The organism is Candidatus Micrarchaeota archaeon, from assembly GCA_028866575.1.
Lineage (GTDB): Archaea > Micrarchaeota > Micrarchaeia > Micrarchaeales > Micrarchaeaceae > UBA12276.
Map to the genome: position 1 here is coordinate 18,658 of JAGWHU010000006.1, position 17,639 is coordinate 36,296.

General features: G+C 49.5%; 21 protein-coding genes and 2 tRNA genes. 9 read left to right on the forward strand and 14 right to left on the reverse strand.

Annotated elements, in window-relative coordinates:
- Positions 1-23: 23 nt before the first annotated feature.
- The 4 genes from KGI06_04095 to rpsB form a co-directional block, all read right to left on the reverse strand.
- Positions 24-1,718, reverse strand: coding sequence for a B12-binding domain-containing radical SAM protein (locus KGI06_04095; GenBank protein ID MDE1871392.1), 1,695 nt, complete (start codon positions 1,716-1,718; stop codon positions 24-26).
- A gap of 150 nt (positions 1,719-1,868) precedes the next feature.
- Positions 1,869-2,075 (reverse strand): hypothetical protein, encoded by a 207-nt coding sequence (locus KGI06_04100; protein MDE1871393.1) that lies wholly within the window; start codon positions 2,073-2,075, stop codon positions 1,869-1,871.
- A 45-nt stretch (positions 2,076-2,120) separates the two neighbouring features.
- Positions 2,121-2,942, reverse strand: a complete 822-nt coding sequence (locus tag KGI06_04105) for a hypothetical protein (protein MDE1871394.1) — start codon at positions 2,940-2,942, stop codon at positions 2,121-2,123.
- Between the two features lie 101 nt (positions 2,943-3,043).
- The gene (gene rpsB / locus KGI06_04110; GenBank protein ID MDE1871395.1) at positions 3,044-3,682 is read right to left on the reverse strand and encodes a 30S ribosomal protein S2; all 639 of its coding nucleotides are present in this window, start codon (positions 3,680-3,682) and stop codon (positions 3,044-3,046) included.
- Between the two features lie 153 nt (positions 3,683-3,835).
- On the opposite strand from rpsB, the gene KGI06_04115 reads away from it, so the two are divergent.
- Positions 3,836-3,909 (forward strand) — tRNA-Pro (locus tag KGI06_04115).
- Between the two features lie 275 nt (positions 3,910-4,184).
- Here KGI06_04115 and KGI06_04120 read toward each other — a convergent pair.
- Complete coding sequence (locus tag KGI06_04120; protein MDE1871396.1) at positions 4,185-4,556, reverse strand: hypothetical protein; 372 nt, start codon at positions 4,554-4,556, stop codon at positions 4,185-4,187.
- Positions 4,557-4,615: 59 nt separating this feature from the next.
- On the opposite strand from KGI06_04120, the gene KGI06_04125 reads away from it, so the two are divergent.
- Genes KGI06_04125 through KGI06_04135 form a run of 3 tightly spaced genes read left to right on the forward strand, consistent with a single transcriptional unit; the run spans position 4,616 to position 5,900 of the window.
- On the forward strand, positions 4,616-5,125 hold the full coding sequence (locus KGI06_04125) for a GNAT family N-acetyltransferase (protein MDE1871397.1): 510 nt from the start codon (positions 4,616-4,618) through the stop codon (positions 5,123-5,125).
- Positions 5,126-5,137: 12 nt separating this feature from the next.
- Positions 5,138-5,407 (forward strand): hypothetical protein, encoded by a 270-nt coding sequence (locus tag KGI06_04130; protein ID MDE1871398.1) that lies wholly within the window; start codon positions 5,138-5,140, stop codon positions 5,405-5,407.
- A gap of 34 nt (positions 5,408-5,441) precedes the next feature.
- Positions 5,442-5,900, forward strand: coding sequence for a GNAT family N-acetyltransferase (locus tag KGI06_04135; GenBank protein ID MDE1871399.1), 459 nt, complete (start codon positions 5,442-5,444; stop codon positions 5,898-5,900).
- Between the two features lie 472 nt (positions 5,901-6,372).
- Here KGI06_04135 and KGI06_04140 read toward each other — a convergent pair whose 3' ends face one another.
- From KGI06_04140 to KGI06_04165, 6 genes are all read right to left on the reverse strand, one after another.
- Complete coding sequence (locus KGI06_04140) at positions 6,373-6,573, reverse strand: DNA-directed RNA polymerase subunit N (GenBank protein MDE1871400.1); 201 nt, start codon at positions 6,571-6,573, stop codon at positions 6,373-6,375.
- A 4-nt stretch (positions 6,574-6,577) separates the two neighbouring features.
- Positions 6,578-7,114: a 30S ribosomal protein S9 gene (gene rpsI / locus KGI06_04145; GenBank protein MDE1871401.1), complete on the reverse strand. Its 537-nt coding sequence runs from the start codon at positions 7,112-7,114 to the stop codon at positions 6,578-6,580.
- A 7-nt stretch (positions 7,115-7,121) separates the two neighbouring features.
- Positions 7,122-7,580 carry a 50S ribosomal protein L13 gene (locus KGI06_04150; protein MDE1871402.1) on the reverse strand — a complete coding sequence of 153 codons (459 nt, stop codon included), beginning with the start codon at positions 7,578-7,580 and terminating at the stop codon, positions 7,122-7,124.
- A 6-nt stretch (positions 7,581-7,586) separates the two neighbouring features.
- Positions 7,587-7,940 carry a 50S ribosomal protein L18e gene (locus tag KGI06_04155; protein ID MDE1871403.1) on the reverse strand — a complete coding sequence of 118 codons (354 nt, stop codon included), beginning with the start codon at positions 7,938-7,940 and terminating at the stop codon, positions 7,587-7,589.
- A 33-nt stretch (positions 7,941-7,973) separates the two neighbouring features.
- Positions 7,974-8,090: transfer RNA gene (locus KGI06_04160), tRNA-Leu, on the reverse strand.
- Position 8,091: 1 nt separating this feature from the next.
- Positions 8,092-8,667 carry a DNA-directed RNA polymerase subunit D gene (locus KGI06_04165; protein ID MDE1871404.1) on the reverse strand — a complete coding sequence of 192 codons (576 nt, stop codon included), beginning with the start codon at positions 8,665-8,667 and terminating at the stop codon, positions 8,092-8,094.
- A 105-nt stretch (positions 8,668-8,772) separates the two neighbouring features.
- Here KGI06_04165 and KGI06_04170 point away from each other — a divergent pair, with 105 nt between their 5' ends.
- Positions 8,773-9,378: a hypothetical protein gene (locus KGI06_04170; GenBank protein ID MDE1871405.1), complete on the forward strand. Its 606-nt coding sequence runs from the start codon at positions 8,773-8,775 to the stop codon at positions 9,376-9,378.
- A gap of 3 nt (positions 9,379-9,381) precedes the next feature.
- Here the strand turns inward: KGI06_04170 and thpR are convergent, their stop codons facing one another.
- Together thpR and KGI06_04180 are read right to left on the reverse strand one after the other, a co-directional pair.
- Positions 9,382-9,927: an RNA 2',3'-cyclic phosphodiesterase gene (gene thpR / locus KGI06_04175; GenBank protein MDE1871406.1), complete on the reverse strand. Its 546-nt coding sequence runs from the start codon at positions 9,925-9,927 to the stop codon at positions 9,382-9,384.
- 42 nt (positions 9,928-9,969) lie between these two features.
- Entirely contained in the window at positions 9,970-11,379 is a 1,410-nt protein-coding gene (locus tag KGI06_04180) for an amidophosphoribosyltransferase (GenBank protein MDE1871407.1), read from the reverse strand.
- Positions 11,380-11,481: 102 nt separating this feature from the next.
- On the opposite strand from KGI06_04180, the gene KGI06_04185 reads away from it, so the two are divergent.
- The 4 genes from KGI06_04185 (at position 11,482) to KGI06_04200 (ending at position 16,598) form a co-directional block, all read left to right on the forward strand.
- On the forward strand, positions 11,482-13,083 hold the full coding sequence (locus tag KGI06_04185; GenBank protein ID MDE1871408.1) for a CTP synthase: 1,602 nt from the start codon (positions 11,482-11,484) through the stop codon (positions 13,081-13,083).
- A 39-nt stretch (positions 13,084-13,122) separates the two neighbouring features.
- A complete protein-coding gene (locus tag KGI06_04190; GenBank protein ID MDE1871409.1) occupies positions 13,123-13,794 on the forward strand; it encodes a hypothetical protein in 672 nt (223 codons plus the stop codon).
- A gap of 78 nt (positions 13,795-13,872) precedes the next feature.
- The gene (locus KGI06_04195) at positions 13,873-16,134 is read left to right on the forward strand and encodes a hypothetical protein (GenBank protein MDE1871410.1); all 2,262 of its coding nucleotides are present in this window, start codon (positions 13,873-13,875) and stop codon (positions 16,132-16,134) included.
- 29 nt (positions 16,135-16,163) lie between these two features.
- A complete protein-coding gene (locus KGI06_04200) occupies positions 16,164-16,598 on the forward strand; it encodes a hypothetical protein (protein ID MDE1871411.1) in 435 nt (144 codons plus the stop codon).
- A gap of 14 nt (positions 16,599-16,612) precedes the next feature.
- On the opposite strand, the gene KGI06_04205 is transcribed toward KGI06_04200, so the two are convergent.
- Positions 16,613-17,548 carry a DUF4382 domain-containing protein gene (locus KGI06_04205; protein MDE1871412.1) on the reverse strand — a complete coding sequence of 312 codons (936 nt, stop codon included), beginning with the start codon at positions 17,546-17,548 and terminating at the stop codon, positions 16,613-16,615.
- Positions 17,549-17,639 lie beyond the last annotated feature (91 nt).

Genomic DNA, 17,639 nt, shown 5'->3' on the forward strand with positions numbered 1-17,639 from the left:
TCAGCTGAAACAAGGATATGCCGTCAGGCCTTGACCGCAATGTTCCATGCGGTTATGTCCTTCTTGTTGCCTATGCCGTAGGTCCTTGCCTTCTCGACATCCACGCCGTTCTTCGCCGCTATCCTTTCTACTGCCTTGTACATCATGTAGCCTCCGCTCCCTATTATGCCTGCGGTGCCTGCCCTCACTATCGGGTTGCCGGAAGAGTCCTTCCACGCGTCCCTTATTGCCATCTTCGCGAGGTGCCTGTACGAGGAAACATACACAGCAAGCATCGACTGGCTCAGCGTTGCGTCTATGTTCTTTGACTTTATCCTTCCAAGCGGCACGTTGAGCAGCGGGTTTACTGTGAATTCGAACGGCCTTCCGTCAGAGACGGAGTTGCTGAGCCTGTTTATAAGCGCGACCGTGTCCCAGTTGTCCTCGTCAGTCTCGTCGGTCTGGCCCACCTGCACGGTGAATGCCGGCCTCCAGTAGTATTTGTTGAGGTTGTGCACCCCGTTCCACACTATTTCCTGCCAGGTGCCGTCCTTGCCTATGCTCAGCGGCAGCGTCTTCGCAGGCATGTGCTTGAGCGCCAGCTTGTCGCTGCCAGTCTCAAGGCCGACCTGTATGCCTATGTAGTTGTTGGGTCCTGCCCTCATTATCTTCGAAAGCTTCTCTATGAGCCCAGGATAGGCCGCAGGTATGGATATCCTGCCGTGCGTGGGGTTCGACCTTTCCACGCCCTTTATAGCCATTATCGCGGTGAACACCTCCACGAGCGCATCCTCGTTGGGCACGTATCTGGGGAGGTGCTTGTAGGCGAATATCTCGTCGGAATGCAGCCATGCGAGGGAGCTGCCCCCCTTCTCCACGTTCACCTTTATCTCCTTGACCATCTTCTCAATAGGATAGTATCTCAATTCCCTGAGCGTCACCTCGCAGAAGTCGCAGCCTATGCCGCATCCCCTCATCGATTCCGTGAGCCCCTTTGTAGATGGGTTGACTATGTCAGGGATTGTATCTAGCGAGGGGAAGGTCTTGAGCCCCTTGCCCCTTGAGAGGAACCTCGGATCCTCCTTTACTGTTCTCCTGAAGCTGTCGTCGTACGTGACGTAGCTGTGCGCGAACATGTTGCTGTCTATGTTGTTGCTGGCTATCTGCCCGAAGAGCTCGGGAACGACGTCGTCGGTTTCCCCCTGGAAGAGATAGTCGATCCTGTGCCTCTCTATCTCCTCCGGCATGAGCATGTATTCCCATACGCCTGGGCCCCCCACGAGCAGCTTGGCCTTCCTGTTTTCCCTGAGCCTGTTGACCTTGAATATGAGGTTCTCCCAGTCCTGCCTTACAAATGCCATGACCTCGTGGCCCTTCCTGTACGACTCGAAAAGCGCGTAGAATGACATTGTCGTAGGGCCGAGGCCGAACGGGTCCATAGTGTTTATGCCTATAACTTCAGTGTCCTCCTTTATGAAGTTCTCCATGTAATCCGGGTGCGCCACGACTACGTCAGCAGCGCTGTTCCTGCCAAGCAGTGCCGCCTCCACCTTCCTGAGGCCGTAAGGCGCGTACATCAGCCTTCCGTTGTCGACCGGCGGCGACACCCTGCCCTTGAGGAATGTGTATATCCTGTCAGGCATTGAGTATACCGGGGCGCATGGCAGGAAATCAAGAAGCGGGAAATTCCTATAATCGTAAATCAGCGTATCGTCTGAAAGGAGTACGTATTTAGCCAACCCACACACCTGTTATATACAAGTAAAATTAACAGTCCTTTAATACTTAAATTGCTGAAAAACGTATTTAAGCCTTTTCTAATGGTTCTGTTTATGTGATTTCTTTAGTTGCATTCCAAAAATATGGCATTATGCGTTGACTGCACAGAATCAGGCACGCCTCATCAGTTTCATGCGCATCCTGCGCCTGATATCTGTATCCTCAGGGTCATCGTCCTCTATCACATCCACCATGTCCAGGAGCAGCAGCGCGGAATAATCACTTGCCCAGTTGGATGTTGTCCTTAGCAGCGGTGCATTTTTGCCTGAGGGGATGCCTGTTGAAGGTTGCCCCTGGGTTTTGGATTTAGCAGGCATGGCCTATCGATAGAATGAATGCAGCTACATATAAATAGCTATCCTTCAGCCCTTCAGCAGCCTGCCTATGAGCTTGCCCTGCGTGCCGGGATCGTCATCAAACGACCTGACGAGCTTCGCCATCTCCTCCCCGTGCAGCTTCCCTATCTGCGATATAGCCTCGTTGAGCCTCTCAGCTTCCTGCTCGCTGCCCGTCTTCGCCTTCCTGGCCTTGCTTAGCAGGCTGCTGTCCCTCCATCTCGTTGCTATCCTCTCTATTATGTCCGCCACGCTCTCGCCCTTCGAGTCCCTGAGCAGCGCAACTCCTTGCGTGTCTATTATCCTGTCAAGCGACCGCTCGTTAATCCTCTCGTCGCCCTTCTCAGCAAGCGACACTATGAGGTGCGCTACGGTGAACCTGCTGTCAAGTATTATGTCGTTCTTTATCCTGTGCTGCTCGCCGCCGTACATCGTCTGCATGCGCATTATGTCCTGCCTGCCTATTATCCTGTCTATCACGTCGGCTTTCCCGTTCAGCACGAAGCTCACCACTAGCGGCATGTCGCCGTCGCTAAGAGAGAGCAGGTCCATCCTGCCCATTATCCTTTCCTGCACGTAGCGCGTCACATCCGTTATCCTAGGGTTGTCTATCACGCTCGCATCAGCTGTCACGTACCTGCCTAGCTCGTAATACAGCTTGTTGCCGTACTGGCTCTGCATCGCGTCCATCTTCCTCGGGCTCAGCGAATCTATGGCGTTGCCTATCTCCTCCTTCGAGGGCGGCCTCCCTATCTGCGAGTACTGGTAGTCGAAGTTTATTATGCGCAATATGTCCTGTGCGCTCAGCTCCTTGGCTGGCATGTCCTTGTTCTGGCCTGGAAACAGCATGAGAAACACCGAATATATCTCCTATTCAATGTATAAATATTTATCCTGTGGTTTCGGTTTTTCCTCTGCAAAACAAGGGCAGAACCTGATTTATGCGCCAATCAGAAGCTGGACTGCACAACGTGCTGCTTGGTGCTGTCCATCTTTGCCTCGAAGTCCGATACCGAGTACTTGAATTCCTCGTTGCTGCCTATGGTGCCCCTTGCCTTGAGGACCTCCCTTGCGAGGATATAGTACACGAAAGCCAGGGATCTCCTTCCCCTGTTGTTCACAGGTATGATTAGGTCTATGAACTTCGTGGAGTTGTCGGTGTCGCTCAGCGCGAGTATCGGCACGTTGACCTTGCTGGCCTCCTTTATCGCCTGCTTCTCGTTGCGCGAGTCGCTTATGATTATCAGCATCGGCTCCATGAAGCCCTCCCTGTTCGGGTTGGTGAATATCCCAGGGGTTACCCTACCCTTTATGAACTTCGCCTCTATTATCTCAGCGAACTTCTGGGCCGCGACTATCGCGTATATCCTTGACGCCGTGACAACTATCTTCCTAGGCTCGTAAGAGGCTATCATCTTCGAGGCCATCTTTATCCTCATGTCTATCGTCTTCAGGTCCAGCAGGTAGAGCCCGTCCTCCCTCACCTTGTATATGAACCTCTTCATGCCAGGGCTCCTGGTCTTCGTCGCTATGTGCACTCCTGCCTCTAGATAGTCGTTCTGGTTTGCCAATAGTTCTTCATCAGTCATCTGAAACACCTTCGGGGCCGCCGAGACTTCCAACAATATGTTTTTGAACTCGGGTCGCTGGCACCCATGCCTAAATACGTTGCGCAATTATGTTATGCCACATAATAGCATTAGTTTAACAAATGTTATTGTTATAAAAGTATATAAAGATGTGGGGCTGTGGCGTAGCTTGGTAGCGTACTAGCATGGGGTGCTAGTGGTCGTGAGTTCGAATCTCACCAGCCCCGAATTATATAGGAGATATAGATAAGCGAGAAAAATTAGAGTTCAAATAAAAATTATTTTATAGGTGGCATAGTTTATACCTAATTTCCGATATAAAGTGTTTGTCCCTACTGGGAAAAACTAGAGTCCCTGGATGTGCTTCCTGATCCTTGATTATTTGCTGATTGTTGGCGTTTATTTGACCTATTTTGAACGTTCTGCTCGAGGGTTAGATGACCTTTATCTAGGCAGTTGAACGTTCTGAATGTGAGGTCGGGACGAAATTGATGAAAGTATATTACTTTTTAACATTATCCACAATCTCCTTTATCTTGGGATCTACAGTTTCTTCTTCCTTATTCCTTTCAACAGCTATACGTGGAATTCCGAAAAGAACGTAATTCCAATTATTTATTTGCTGTATGTTGGTCAAGAATGGAGTCAAATATTCTGCTTTTACGAAGTGATAATGAGCTTCGCCGTTCCACCCTTTCCATGCAAGATTTGTAGGTGCACCTCTCGGTGTAACATTTCCCACTCCTAGATGTTTGTTTAACTCGACTTCGCTTAGCTCTGATCCTAAAGCAGAAGTTCTGATAATATCTTCACTAGACCTAAGCAGCTTTGTAGTACCTGCAAATTCCTTTCGTTCCTTGCCCTTTGTAGACATAGTATCTATTAATTGTTTATTTTTCAAGATATATATAATGTTAGGAAAAAATTGATTTTATGCAAAAGACCAAAGAAAGTATAAAAAGGGCTAGTCTACACGATCTGGACACCTTATTAGATATATATGAAACTTGTAACGATTGGCTATTAAAGAAGGGAATGAATCATTGGCAAGGTGTATATAGTAGAGAGGTTGTGTCTCAAAGAATAAAAGAAATGGACGTGTACATCATATACGAAAAGGATTTACCAGTAGGAACAATTTCCTTAAGCAACAAACCCTCATCATTTTATAGAGAAACTGATATGGCTTTCTTTAAAGATAAGAATGCACCAGCGATATATCTGAGAGGTTTAGCAATATTGCCAGGTCATCAAGGTAAAGGATTAGCATCTAAACTTATGGCTTTTGCAGAGCAGAAGGTGAAAGAAAAAGGTATCCCATACATAAGATTTGATAGCGTAGGGTTTGAATATTTTGATAAATTCAATGCATCCTATTTAAGAAAAGGATACCATGTTGTAGGAAAACGAGGCAATAGTCTTTTCTTTGAGAAGATTTTATAATAAGGTGAAACTATGAGTCTAAATGAAATTAAAACCCTGGTTCATAAACATCTTGATAATTTGATAACTCAACACCATTTTCCTTCTGAATCAAGAAATAAACTGATGAAAATTAGAAACGATTTAGATAGAGCAAACAGCAATGACCAGTTAAATAATATAAGAGATGAACTTGCTGAATTATCCGAGGATAGAGAAAGAAAATTGACAAGAGAGCAAAGAGGAGAAGTATATTCACCTGTATGTTGGATAGAAGATTATTTGAAAGAAAAAAGTACTTGACTTATAAGTTTTTGTATTTGAAATTGGTGAATTAATGAAAATGAGGAAAGCAGGTAATAAGGATATTGTCGTCCTTGCCAAACTTTTACATAACTATGATGTTTTTGAGCATGATCTAGATAAAAGAGTAGAAGTTACATCGGAAAGGGAATACAAAAAGTACCTTAGTAAGACCTTCAGAGATAACTCAACTACTTACATTATTGCAGAAGACGGTTCAAAACCTGTTGGATTTATCAGCTATGTGATATGGAAACAGGGTAAAATGTCGGCTGGTGCTATACAAGACACACTCATAATTGATGGTCATCGCGGGAAAGGGATAGGGAAGGCGCTCGTTCGTTATGTAATCAATAAGATGAAAAAAGCAAAATGTGAATATGTTAAAAGCGGTGTTAGAGTAAAGAATAAACGCGCTCAGAAGTTTTGGAAGAAACAAGGATTTAAGGTCAATTTTAACCAGGTAGACTATTCTATGCGGAAGGAGCTATGATAAAACGAAATAACATTTACAAAAGTCTTATCATACGTTTTCGTACCGCAGCTATCAACAGCTTACTGGTTTATATTGCTCTATCTTAAATCACCACAAAACAACCTGCTAAGCCTTTTAATCGCTGTAATCTTTGCTTCTGCTGTACAGCTCAAATCTTTGTTATTATACATGAAGTTCTCAAATGTGGGTTTCTTTGTTTCAGATAAAAGAAAACGTTTCAACTGTTTACCATTTCTATCGTTTCCTACATAATCGGGTTTACAGTTTTGGAATTATTGGGGTACCATTTATTTTCAGAGCCTTAATGTCGGCATACATAATAAATACGATAGTAGCAGCACTTATAACGAAATATCTTACAAAAATCAGCATACACGCATGGGGCATAAGTGGTTGCCTAACTGTCATAAAGCACCCCATGCCAGAAGCCTACCAGGCTAGCCTACGGCCCCATCAATTCAATAATGCATCACTTCCTTCCGAATTGTATGAACTCGTCTATGAGCTCCACGTTGCTTATGAACATCCTCCTGCAGCAATACCTCTTGAATCCTAGCTCGTCAAGCACCTTGTCCGCCTGCTCGTGCTCCTTGTTGACTCTCTTGTCGTATTCCTCCCACTTGTCAGCCACTACAGCACCGCAGCTAAAACATCTTACAGGCATCATCATAGTATCATCTATAGGATTTCTGGAACCTTGCCCTTGCCTTCGGTCCCTTGAACTTCTTGGGCTCCACCCTTCTGGTATCGTCTATCAGAATGAACCTGTCGTAGCGTATGTACTCCTGCCTTATCGCGTCGCTCTTGGAGGCCGCAACTATGCTCTTCGCTATTGCCCCCCTTACCGCCTGTGCCTGCGCGCTCTGGCCGCCTCCGTATACGCTTACCCTTATGTCTATGCCCCTGGCTTGCTGCTCCGTTGCGCCGGAGACGTAAAGGGGCTCGAGCATCAGCCTGCGCAGCTCTATCGGCTCGACCACGTTTATGTCAAAGCCGTTCACCCTTATCTTGCCTGTTCCGCCCCTGGAGGATGCCCTTGCCACTGCGCTCTTCCTCTTGCTCTTCACGAACTCGATATGCTGCTTCACCGGCGCTTTCTTCTGCGCCTTCCTTCTAGGAGCCCTTTTCTTCGGAGCTTCCTTCTGGGGCTTCTCCTCTTGCACTTCGGGCTTTGCCTCAGCCTCTACCGTTTGTGTTGTTGTTTCAGCCATTTGAATGTCACTTCGCTTTGTTGTATCCGAGCAGCTTGGAGAGGTCGCCTATGTAGACGTAGCCTACGTACATGCTCTTGGGCGCCTTTGTCCTTATCTCTATGGGCTTTCGTCCATTTAATTCTTTTGGAGTGCCAACGAAGACCTTGAGCCTCTTGAACGCGCTCTTCCCCGAGGGCTTCTTGTGGTACGGGAGCATGCCCCTTATTATGCGCCTCACCAGCATGTCCGGCCTCCTGGGCCAGTACGGCGAGTGCTCCGGGTTCTCCTTCTCCTGCAGCCTCAGTCGCACCTTGTACCTTTTAGCTATCATCTGCTTGTTGCCGCTTATGAATGCCTTCTCCGCGTTTATGACAACTACGCTCTTCCCGTTCATCAGGTCCTTGGCCACTGTGCTTGCAAGCCTTCCTAGCACCTTGTCCCTAGCATCATAAACGTTATAATCCTTGTATTCGTTCTGCTCCATGCAAAATCACACTATTATGCGTATGTTCTTCTCGCCCAGCATTTCCTTTATGCTCATGATCCTGCATCCGGAGCCGCCTAGGCTCTTTAGCGCGCTTTCCGAGAATTCCATCGCTGCTATGTTCACCTTGTGCCCCAATGAGCCTGTTGACAGCACCTTTCCGGGCACTACAACGTTGTCGCCCTCCTTGGTGTTCTTCTCTATCTTGGAGAGGTTCACCTCGATTTTCTTCCTTGTGGGCGATGCCGCAAGCCTGTGCACCCTCTTCCACAGCTTGGGGTAGTGCTTGCCCCTCGACGCCTCGTCCAGCATTGCGAGCCATTCGCGCACGTTCGATTTCTCTGCGTTTGTTGCCTTCATTGAGCTTACCTCTGATGTTATTTCACCGTTTTATGCGGGGGACGAGATTTGAACTCGTGCAGTCTCTAAAGACACAGGAGTTCTGCGCGAAATTCGCATTAAATTCCACACCTCAGTCCTGCGCATTTGGCCATGCTCTGCCACCCCCGCATTAAATTTTCTTAACTTCCTTCTCTATTTCCTTCAATTCCTCTTTAATTGCGCTGAAAGCCTTATTAATGATTTCTTTGGGTGGCATTTGACCAAATGTTTCAACGTAGAAGTTGAACGTGCTTTCATCCTCCTGATCGTAAGTTATGAGCCCCGGCTGGAACTTCGAATGCCTTGCGCCGTTGCCGAGTATCGCCTTGCAGTCTATCCTGAGGCGCTGCTCGCTGGCCAGCTTTATTATCGGTATGTTTTCGTTTGCTACCTTTACCTCCTTGTCCTTTCCCTCCAGCTCCTTCGAGTACACTACCTTCGGCCCCTCTGCATCCAGCGTGAACAGTATAGCGTCGTCTTCGGAGTACCCGCTGCTTGGGGTGCTTATCGGTATGAGGCCTATCCTGTGCGCGACATACTCGTCGAACATCGCGCTGGAGTTCTCGTAGAACGTCACGGTGTCTATTGCAAAGCACTTTACGTGGTTTGTCGCGACTCTCCTCAGCGCGTTCGCATACCCGTTGGTTGCGCCCTTCAGCGCAAACCTGAATACCTTGTTGTTGTCTTCTAAGCTTTCTATTTTCATCGATTCACTCAAAGAGTAGTAAAGAAACTGCTAAATAGCATCGCTAAGTATATAAAACGTTAAAATTATTGTATAATCATATTTAAATACCTTTATGGTGTGGGATTGAGCTTCGAAAGCATATTCGGGAATGACGTAAAAGGCGAATTGAGCAAAAGCGAATATGTCCGCAGGTTCAAGGAGCGCGTCCACATGTCAAAGAGCAGGATGGACGAGTATTCCGAGGCGGAGTACCTGGAGGTCGGCGATTCATTCGAAATGCACTACACCGACGATTCGGAAAAGAGGTACGTGGCCGCAACCGGCCTTACGTATGACCTAATTGTGAGCCTTTTCGACGTGAACACAAGGAGCTCGCTCGTGTGCAGGACCTTCAAGGACCCGAAGATCCTTGAGGAGGAGATGCTCCGGTTCATAAAAAGCATGGGGAAACGCAGCAAAATAGAATCAAGGATAATAGGCATGCAGAGCGGCTATGAGGACTTCTACACCATTCTCGACTACGTTGCGGAGCTGCTGGTAAAAAACAGGATAAAGCTTGTTGAAGTGGATTTGTTCGGGAGCAATACCAGGCACATAGCTATAGATTTGAAGCTAGGCACCACGTACAACGTGCTGATGGAGGACAGGCTCTACAGGGCAGGCGAGCTTGCAAACAATTTGACGCTCGAGAACTTCCAGAATGCGCTGATGCAGAAATCCAAGGCGTAATAATCAGAGATATCTTGTGTGCAAATCTGTGTATACCGGCCCTTTGCCCGTGAGCACGCTCTTCCTGAGCGTTATCCTGTCGCAGACGAATTCCCCGAATTCAACCGATGAGTTCCTTTCAACGAACTCCCCGATTGCTTGCCTGTCGAAACCCTTTATCCTTGCAATGGTGAGGTGCGGGATGTATTCCCTGCTTTCGATGACTATGCCCGAGTCCCTGACAGCATTGGCGAGCGACCCGTACATGTCTATCATCTCTTTTTTCCCGATGCCGATTTTTGCGAACAACACCCTTGGCGCTCTTCCGGGAAGAGTATCAACCCCTTTCACTGAAGACTTGAAGGGCTTTGCCTCAACGGCGTTCATTGCGCCTTTGACCAGCAATATCTTTTCCTCGCTTATTTCGCCGAGAAACAGCAGGGTTATGTGCATGTTCTCCTTTGACACTGGCCGCGCCCTCTCTTCCAGTTCGCGGTCCAATTCCAATATGCCATCCTTGATATGGTCTGGCAAATCTATGGCTATGAATGCCCTGACTGCATCATCCATGTATTAATCAGGCAGGGCATAAAAATAAATATTGCTGCGAAGCTATCCCTTCCTTGACTCCTCGCTCTCCTGCGGCACATCCTGCACGTATTTCCCGTTGAGGCAGGAGAGGCAGAGGTCCTTTTCCCTTACCCCTATAGCACTGACAAGGTCTGGTATTGTCGGGTAATAAAACGAGTCCGCGCCGATTTTGGCAGCTACAAGCTCGCTCATCTTTTCATGCTTCCTGTCCATGTACTGCCTTGCTATGAGGTCCTTGTTGTAGAAATCCAATCCGAAGTGGCACTGGCTTATTATCGGAGGGCACGAAACAGCTATATGCACCTCGTTCGCTCCAGCATCCCTCAGCTCCTTTATGGTCCCTGCGATCGTCGTGCCCCTGACAAGGCTGTCATCCATCAAAAGTACCCTGTTGCCTTTTACGACCTCTGCCACTACGCTCAATTTTTTGTTTACTACGTTTACCCTCAATTTCTGGTCCTCCTGCATGAAGCTCCTCTTCGATTCGTACCTGTCCTTCACTATCCCCATTCGGATTGGTATACCTGTAGCCTGGTTGTACCCGTACGCAACGGATATGCCTGAATCAGGCACAGGCACTATGCAATCTACGTCCGGCCTGTAGTTCCCGGCTATCCTGAACCCCATGCTTTCCCTCATCTTGTACACGTTGGCGCCCTCTATCGTGGAATCAGGCCTGCACATGTATATCCACTGGAACATGCAGTACTGCTTTTGCTGCGATTCAAACAGCTGGTAGGTCCTGACTCCGGTCCTGTCTATTTCCAGCATCTCGCCTGGAGCGATGGGCCTGTACGGCGCGTCAAGGTATTTCCTCGAAAGTGTTACGGGCTCCGAAGCTACAAAGAAACCCCTTTCGTTCTGGCCGAAAAACAGCGGCATGTACCCGTACTTGTCCCTTGTGGCTATGAGCTTCGGGCTCTTGCCCCCAATAACTATTGCAAGCGAATAGGAGCCTATTGTCATTCCCAGCCTGCTCCTCATTTCTCCTGAAAGATCGTTATCGCCTATGCCCCTGCCGAGCAGCATTCCCAATGCTCTCGTATCCGATACCCCGTTCCCTTCAATCCTGAGGATCGACTTTATGCCCTTGTCGTTTGCTATGTTGCCGTTGTGGCTTATCGCGTACTGTATGCCTGATTCCGTCTCGAGCTGTATCGGCTGCGCGTTGCTCATGCTGCTTTCCGAGGATGTTATGTACCTGGTGTGCCCTATCAGCATGTTGCCCCTCAGTGCATTGCTGAATATCTTGGAATCCCTCACGAGGCCTAGCTCTTTCTGCGTCGCTATCCTCCCATTGCCGTCAAGGACAGCAACTCCGTGCGCATTCTCGCCGCGATGATTGAGCGTACCGAGGCCGGTGCTTGCAACCGCCTTGAGATCGTCCTCTCCGTCCTTAAGCACTATTCCAAGAACCCCGCAGGCCATCATATATGATTGCCAACCAATCTTTTTAATAGTGCATCTTGGCCAGCACAAAAAAATAAAAGGAAACCGCACAAAACTTTTTAAAAGCTGTCATACAAAGCGTATGTGCCAACCAGATACCTTGTAGTTTTGGGTTCGCTGCTTAGCGGCATAGGCAAGGGCATAGCCTCTTCCTCGATAGCAAAGGTGCTCTCCACATACGACCTGAACGTGATGCCGCTGAAGTTCGACGGCTACCTGAACTACGACTGCGGAACCATGAACCCACTGAAGCACGGTGAGGTGTTCGTGCTTGACGACAAGAGCGAAGTCGACATGGACTTCGGGACGTATGAGCGCTTCCTGAACAGGGACTTCAACGGCGCCTTCTCGCTTACCGGTGGGAAGCTTTTCAGCGAGATAATAGCCAAGGAGAGGAAGGGCGACTTCCTAGGAAGCGACGTGCAGATAATACCGCACATGACCGACCTGATACTGAAGAAGCTCAAGAGAACTGCGGAGGAGAACAAGCTAGACGTCATGCTCATAGAAGTTGGCGGAACTGTGGGAGACATAGAGAACAGCTACTTCATAGAGGCGATAAGGGAGCTGGCAATCAAGGAGAAGGTCGTGTTCGTCGCTGTCACGTACGTTCCGGAGCTGGATGTAGTGGGCGAGCAGAAGACAAAGCCCACGCAGCTTGCCTTGCGCTCGCTCATGCAGATAGGGATACAGCCCGACTTCATAATAACGAGGTCGGAGAACCCATTGAAGGGCACCACAAGGGACAAGATAGCGCTGTTCGCCAACCTTCCCCCTGAGCACATAATAGACAACCGCGACACCAACAACATATACAGGGTGCCGATAAATTTCATGGATAACGGATTCGCCAAGCTGCTGCTCGAGGAACTGGGATACGGCACTATGGAGCCTAACGGCAAGAAGCTGGAGTCCTGGAAGAGTTACATATCAAGCATGGAGGACGGAAACAAGGATGTCAACATAAGCATAGTGGGCAAGTACGTCAACCTGCACGATTCGTACGTTAGCATAAACGAGGCCATAGTGCATGCATCGGCAGCCCTGGGGGTTCATCCGGTGATACGATGGATAGAGGCGGAGAGGTTCGAGGAGGACGAATCGAGGATAGCCAATTCGCTGGAAAAATCCAACGGCATACTCGTGCCCTACGGGTTCGGCTCAAGGGGCACAGAGGGCATGCTCAGCGCGATAAGATACTCGAGGGAGAACAGGATACCTTACCTGGGGATATGCTTCGGGATGCAGCTCATGGCGATAGAGTTCGCAAGGAACGTGGCCGGGCTCTCCGGCGCGAACTCGTCTGAAATAGACATGTCCTCGGCGCACAAGATAATAGACATAATGGAGACGCAGAAGGGCGTGACGGAGAAGGGGGGAACGATGCGCCTGGGATCCTGGCCTGCAAAGGTAAGGAAAGGAACATACGCCTATGACGCATACAGGGAGGAGCTCATACACGAGAGGCACAGGCACAGGTACGAATTCAACAATTCCTACAGGGAATCGCTCGAGTCCCTTGGCCTCAGGATAAGCGCAACCACCCCTGACGACAGGCTTGTTGAAATCATAGAATGGAAGGATTCATTCGGCATGGGGACGCAGGCGCACCCTGAGCTGAAGTCCAGGCCCGAGCGCCCTGCGCCTATGTTCGTCGAATTCATAAAACATGCTGCTGGGCTTTAAAAACCTTAAGTGACAATCCCATTCTAGTGCGCTGATCTTATGGCATATGGCGTGATAAAGATAATAATGGACAACAGGGAGAGGAACGGCACCCTGCTGGAAGCCCTAGAATCCGCAGGCATAGAGATAGAGCTGAGGACGCTGCACGTTGGTGATTATGTCGTCTCGGACAGGGTGTGCATAGAGCGCAAGACTGTAAGCGACTTCGAGAGCTCCATAATGAACGGCAGGCTCTTCGAGCAGATAAAGAGGCTGAAGGAAAGCTACGAGATGCCCATGCTGGTACTTGAGGGCGACGCCGAATACTTCAAGCTGAAGAGCAGCGTGATAAACGGCGCCATAGCATCCCTGTACATAGACTACGGCATAATGGTTATGCATACGCAGGATGCCAAGGACACTGCGCTGATGCTGGCCAGCATGGCAAGGCACGAGCAGCTGGACCACGAGCGACATCCATCCCTGAAGGGCGGCGCAAGGTCCTTCACCGAAAGCCAGTTCCAGGAGCGCGTCATAGGCAACATACCCGGGATAGGGCCGAAGCTGGCAAGGTCGCTTCTAACGCACTTCAGGAGCATAAGGGGCATAGCGAATGCAGATGAAAGCGAGCTCATGAAGGTCGAGAAGATCGGAAGGAAAAAGGCGCATCTGATAAGGAGCACGCTCAACGGCAGGTATGAAAATGATGAGGATTCAGATGCGGAGCCGTAGTAATTTAAATGTATGTTGCATAATCTAATAGACAGCTGGACAGCTTCGCTTGGTGGTGAAATAGAATCAGACGCTAAAGTGCAAGAAAGCAAAGTTGGCGAGCACGCCGCATCACCAAAGAGGCAGCAGAAGCGCTTCAACATGGAAGACTGCGCAAGGCATGCGCTCGCGTTTGCGCTCTACCTGGTCATAGCCCTGGTGATGTTCTATCCGATAGCCCTGCACATGGGCACATATGCGCCGGGTACTGGAGCGGATACATACCAGAACCTTTGGGACATATGGTGGGTAAAGTACGCAGTATTCAACCTGCATACGAACGTATTCTACACGAAGATGATATTCTGGCCGATAGGGGCCAACCTTGCGTACCTCACGCTCACGCCGCTGCTTGGCATAATATCCGCGCCGCTCCAGGCGATAGGGACGGTATTCGCGTACAACGTGATGTTCCTGCTCGGCTTTGCGCTCTCCGGTCTTACGATGTACGTGCTTGCCGATTACCTAACAAGTAATCGCTATGCGGCTGTAGTCTCGGGATTCGTGTTCGCCTTCAGCGCTTTCCACATCGCGCAGTCCTATTCGCACATACACTTCATGAACATAGAATGGATACCGCTGTTCGTGTATTTCCTTATAAGGACCATAAAAGATGACAGGAAATGGGCGAAATGGACAAACATTGCAGGCATGTCCGCAACCTTCGCGCTCACTACGCTGATGGGCAACATAGAGGAAACGATAATGCTGACGTTCGCGCTGGTGCTCATACTCGCTATTTATCTTTCGTACAGCGATACCAGGAAGCGCATGCTCAGCATAGGCTTCGTAGCATCGATGATTGCTTTCCTTGCGCTCGCGTTTGCGATAGGATCCTGGAACTTCATACCGTTGATTGGCGCTGTTAGCCATTCGGGAGGGCTAGGCGTTGCAAACTACCTCAACAATTTCACAACCAACGTGCAATGGAGCGTAAAGCCGGCTGCGCTATTCATACCAAGCTACTACAACGGGATAGTCTACTCGTCGGGGGTGCCCAGCTCCATAAACAATTGGCTCTATGCACCCGACCCCGTGGAGAAGATAGGCTACATAGGCTACGTGGTACTTGCGCTTATGGCGTTTGCGATATACAAGTACAAGAGGGACATGCTGCCATGGGCCCTCGGCGCTGCGATATTCATATGGCTTGCGCTCGGCCCGCAGTTCGGGCTGTACCAGCTGTACCATGCGCTTCCTGGAATAAACGTGGTCAGGGAGCCTGGAAGGTTTGACCTCATCGCGACGCTGTTCATTGCGATACTTGCCGCATACGGCTCAAAGGCTGTCCTTGAGGCATTTGCCGGCACCGACAAAAAGGCCGGAGCAAAGGCGGCATACATGATAGTCGCGATACTGATAGTCGTTATGTTCATGGAGAACAACGGGATGCCGCTATATAAATCGCCGTATTACATAACGCACGTCACGGTGCCTCCGCTGTACTACCAGCTTTCCAACCTCACTAGCAACTTCTCGGTGCTCGGTTTACCTGCGCTTCCAGCAGGAAACAACCCCAACCTCTATCCTGGCGAGGACACCTATTACACATCGGTATCGCACAAGCCGCTTGTCGGTGGATACTCTGGAAGGCCCAACCTCACGAGCTCGCTCCTGCTCTACAACATACCCCTGACTGTGCAGACTAGCTACCTCATAACCAACGGCACAGGGACATACCCGTCGCCTGTGAACCAGAACTACACCAACCAGACGCTGCTTTCGCTTTTCAACTACAACACGGACTTCGTCATACTGCACAAGAACGCCTTCACGCAGCAGGAGGGCCTGGCGCTCGCATCTTATATGTACAGCGTTTTCGGCAACGCGATATACAACGACAACACAACCATGGCCTTTGAGACGCTCCACGCGATAAACAATTCGATATTCAAGAGCTATGTCGCTTATCCGATACTGCTCGACTGGTCCTCGACAAACATATTCCTCAATGGAAGCTACCAGACGTTCTGGATACCAAGCAGGGGCGCGAGCATTGCAGTATATGCGCCATACACGTCGAGCGTGCCGCTGAGCGCGATAAACCCGTACAGCATATCCTACATCAACACCACGATAAGCTTCGTCGCATTCTCCAATGCCCAGCAAACGCTTTCCATAGACCAGCCCTCAAGCGCAAACAGCGTCACCGCTGCCGCTACGATGAGCATATCCACGAAGCCGCAAAGGTATACAACTCACGTGACATTCGTATCCGGGCCCATAGGAAACCTGGTATATTTCGTGCAGTCGGGGAGCAGCCCGGTGCTGATAAACAACATAACATTCTCAAGAGGCTAGTCATTCAGCCCATATTGCATGGTAAGTACATGGGAAAAAGGCTGATATTGCTTGCCGCATTGGTGGCGGTTGCATCATTGATTATACTTATAGCGCTAGTGGTGCCTTTCGAGCAGCAGCAGGCGATAAGGTCAGAAACGCAGTCCACTGGCACGTGCTCCATGCTCAACGAATCCGCAAGCAAGACAATAATAACGTGCAGGGTAGGAGAGCGGATTGGCGGCTTCAAGCTGCTGAAAGTAGGAATGCTTTCCGCTCAGATACTGGTGTACGACGACTGCGGCGCATGCGTCCATACTTCATCAAACGAAAACCAGTTCCTGAAGGTAATCGATATCAACGTATACCAGAGGTTCGGCAGCCCATGCTGGGGCATATACCCTACAGAGCTGTTATCCACTGATGTCATAAACGGCAGCGCCACTTTCGAATCCAACATGTCCGGGGAGATGTACTGCATCTAGATTGGCTATGCATTTCAGATCGGGCAGCCGCCGTAGGTGCTTGTATTTGCTATGGGTGTGAAAACCGCGGTGTTGTTTGAGTATATGCTAGTTAACTTGAACTCCGTGTTGTCGCATGCATATCCAACTGTTGAATTCACGTGTATGGTTGTGTTTACCCCGACGTTGCTTGCCACGGGATACTGGACGTACAGGAGCCCGGATACGGTTCCGGAATTATAGTCGACGCCCTGCACCAGGAAGTTGCTTACACGCTGCCCGGCGCGCACGTTTACCGAAGTTCCGTAAGTGGTCCCGTTGTTATGGTTGCCCCCGCCTCCCAGGCCTATGCCAATCCTTGCCTTTATGCTGCCCATTATCGATGCTACGCTGCCTATGTTGGTGTTTATGTTGACCGATGAGTTGCTGTTTATGACTATCGCCCTTGCGGCAGGAGCCATCACATACGTAGTGGAATTTGCGCCTGAATGCGCATTGACCGTAGGGAAAAGATCCACGAGAACTGCGGATGAGCTTGAATTCACCTTTTGTTGCCCTGTCACTGCAACGCTGACCTGCGAATTCGGTACTGTCACGTTGTAAGTTGTATTGTTCACCACGATCTGCGCCGAGGTTATGTCAAACCTCACGAGATTGATGCTGGAATTTGATGACACATCTGCGCTCGCTATCGTCTTCGAGACGTTTACCAGCGCCATCAGGTCGACTGTACCGCTGCCTGATGCGTTTATCCAGCCTGACTGGCTTGCGTTTCCGGTGCTATGGACCTGCACCGAGGAATACGCAACGATTAGGTGCTGCGTCCCCTGTGGAACGTTGGGCGGGTCGGTCATCTGCACTGCAAGCCTTGACATTCCCGAACCAAGACCTCCCATGGACAGGAAGTAAACAGCAACCACTGCCAATATCACCAATACCAGCGCAACTGCATACAGCGTTTTTGATGCCATATAATCAATTCTACTTTGTAGAAATGTGCTTTTAATACTTGGCAGGTATTACGGTTAGGCATATGCAAAACAAGCCCGATGCGGAATCGGA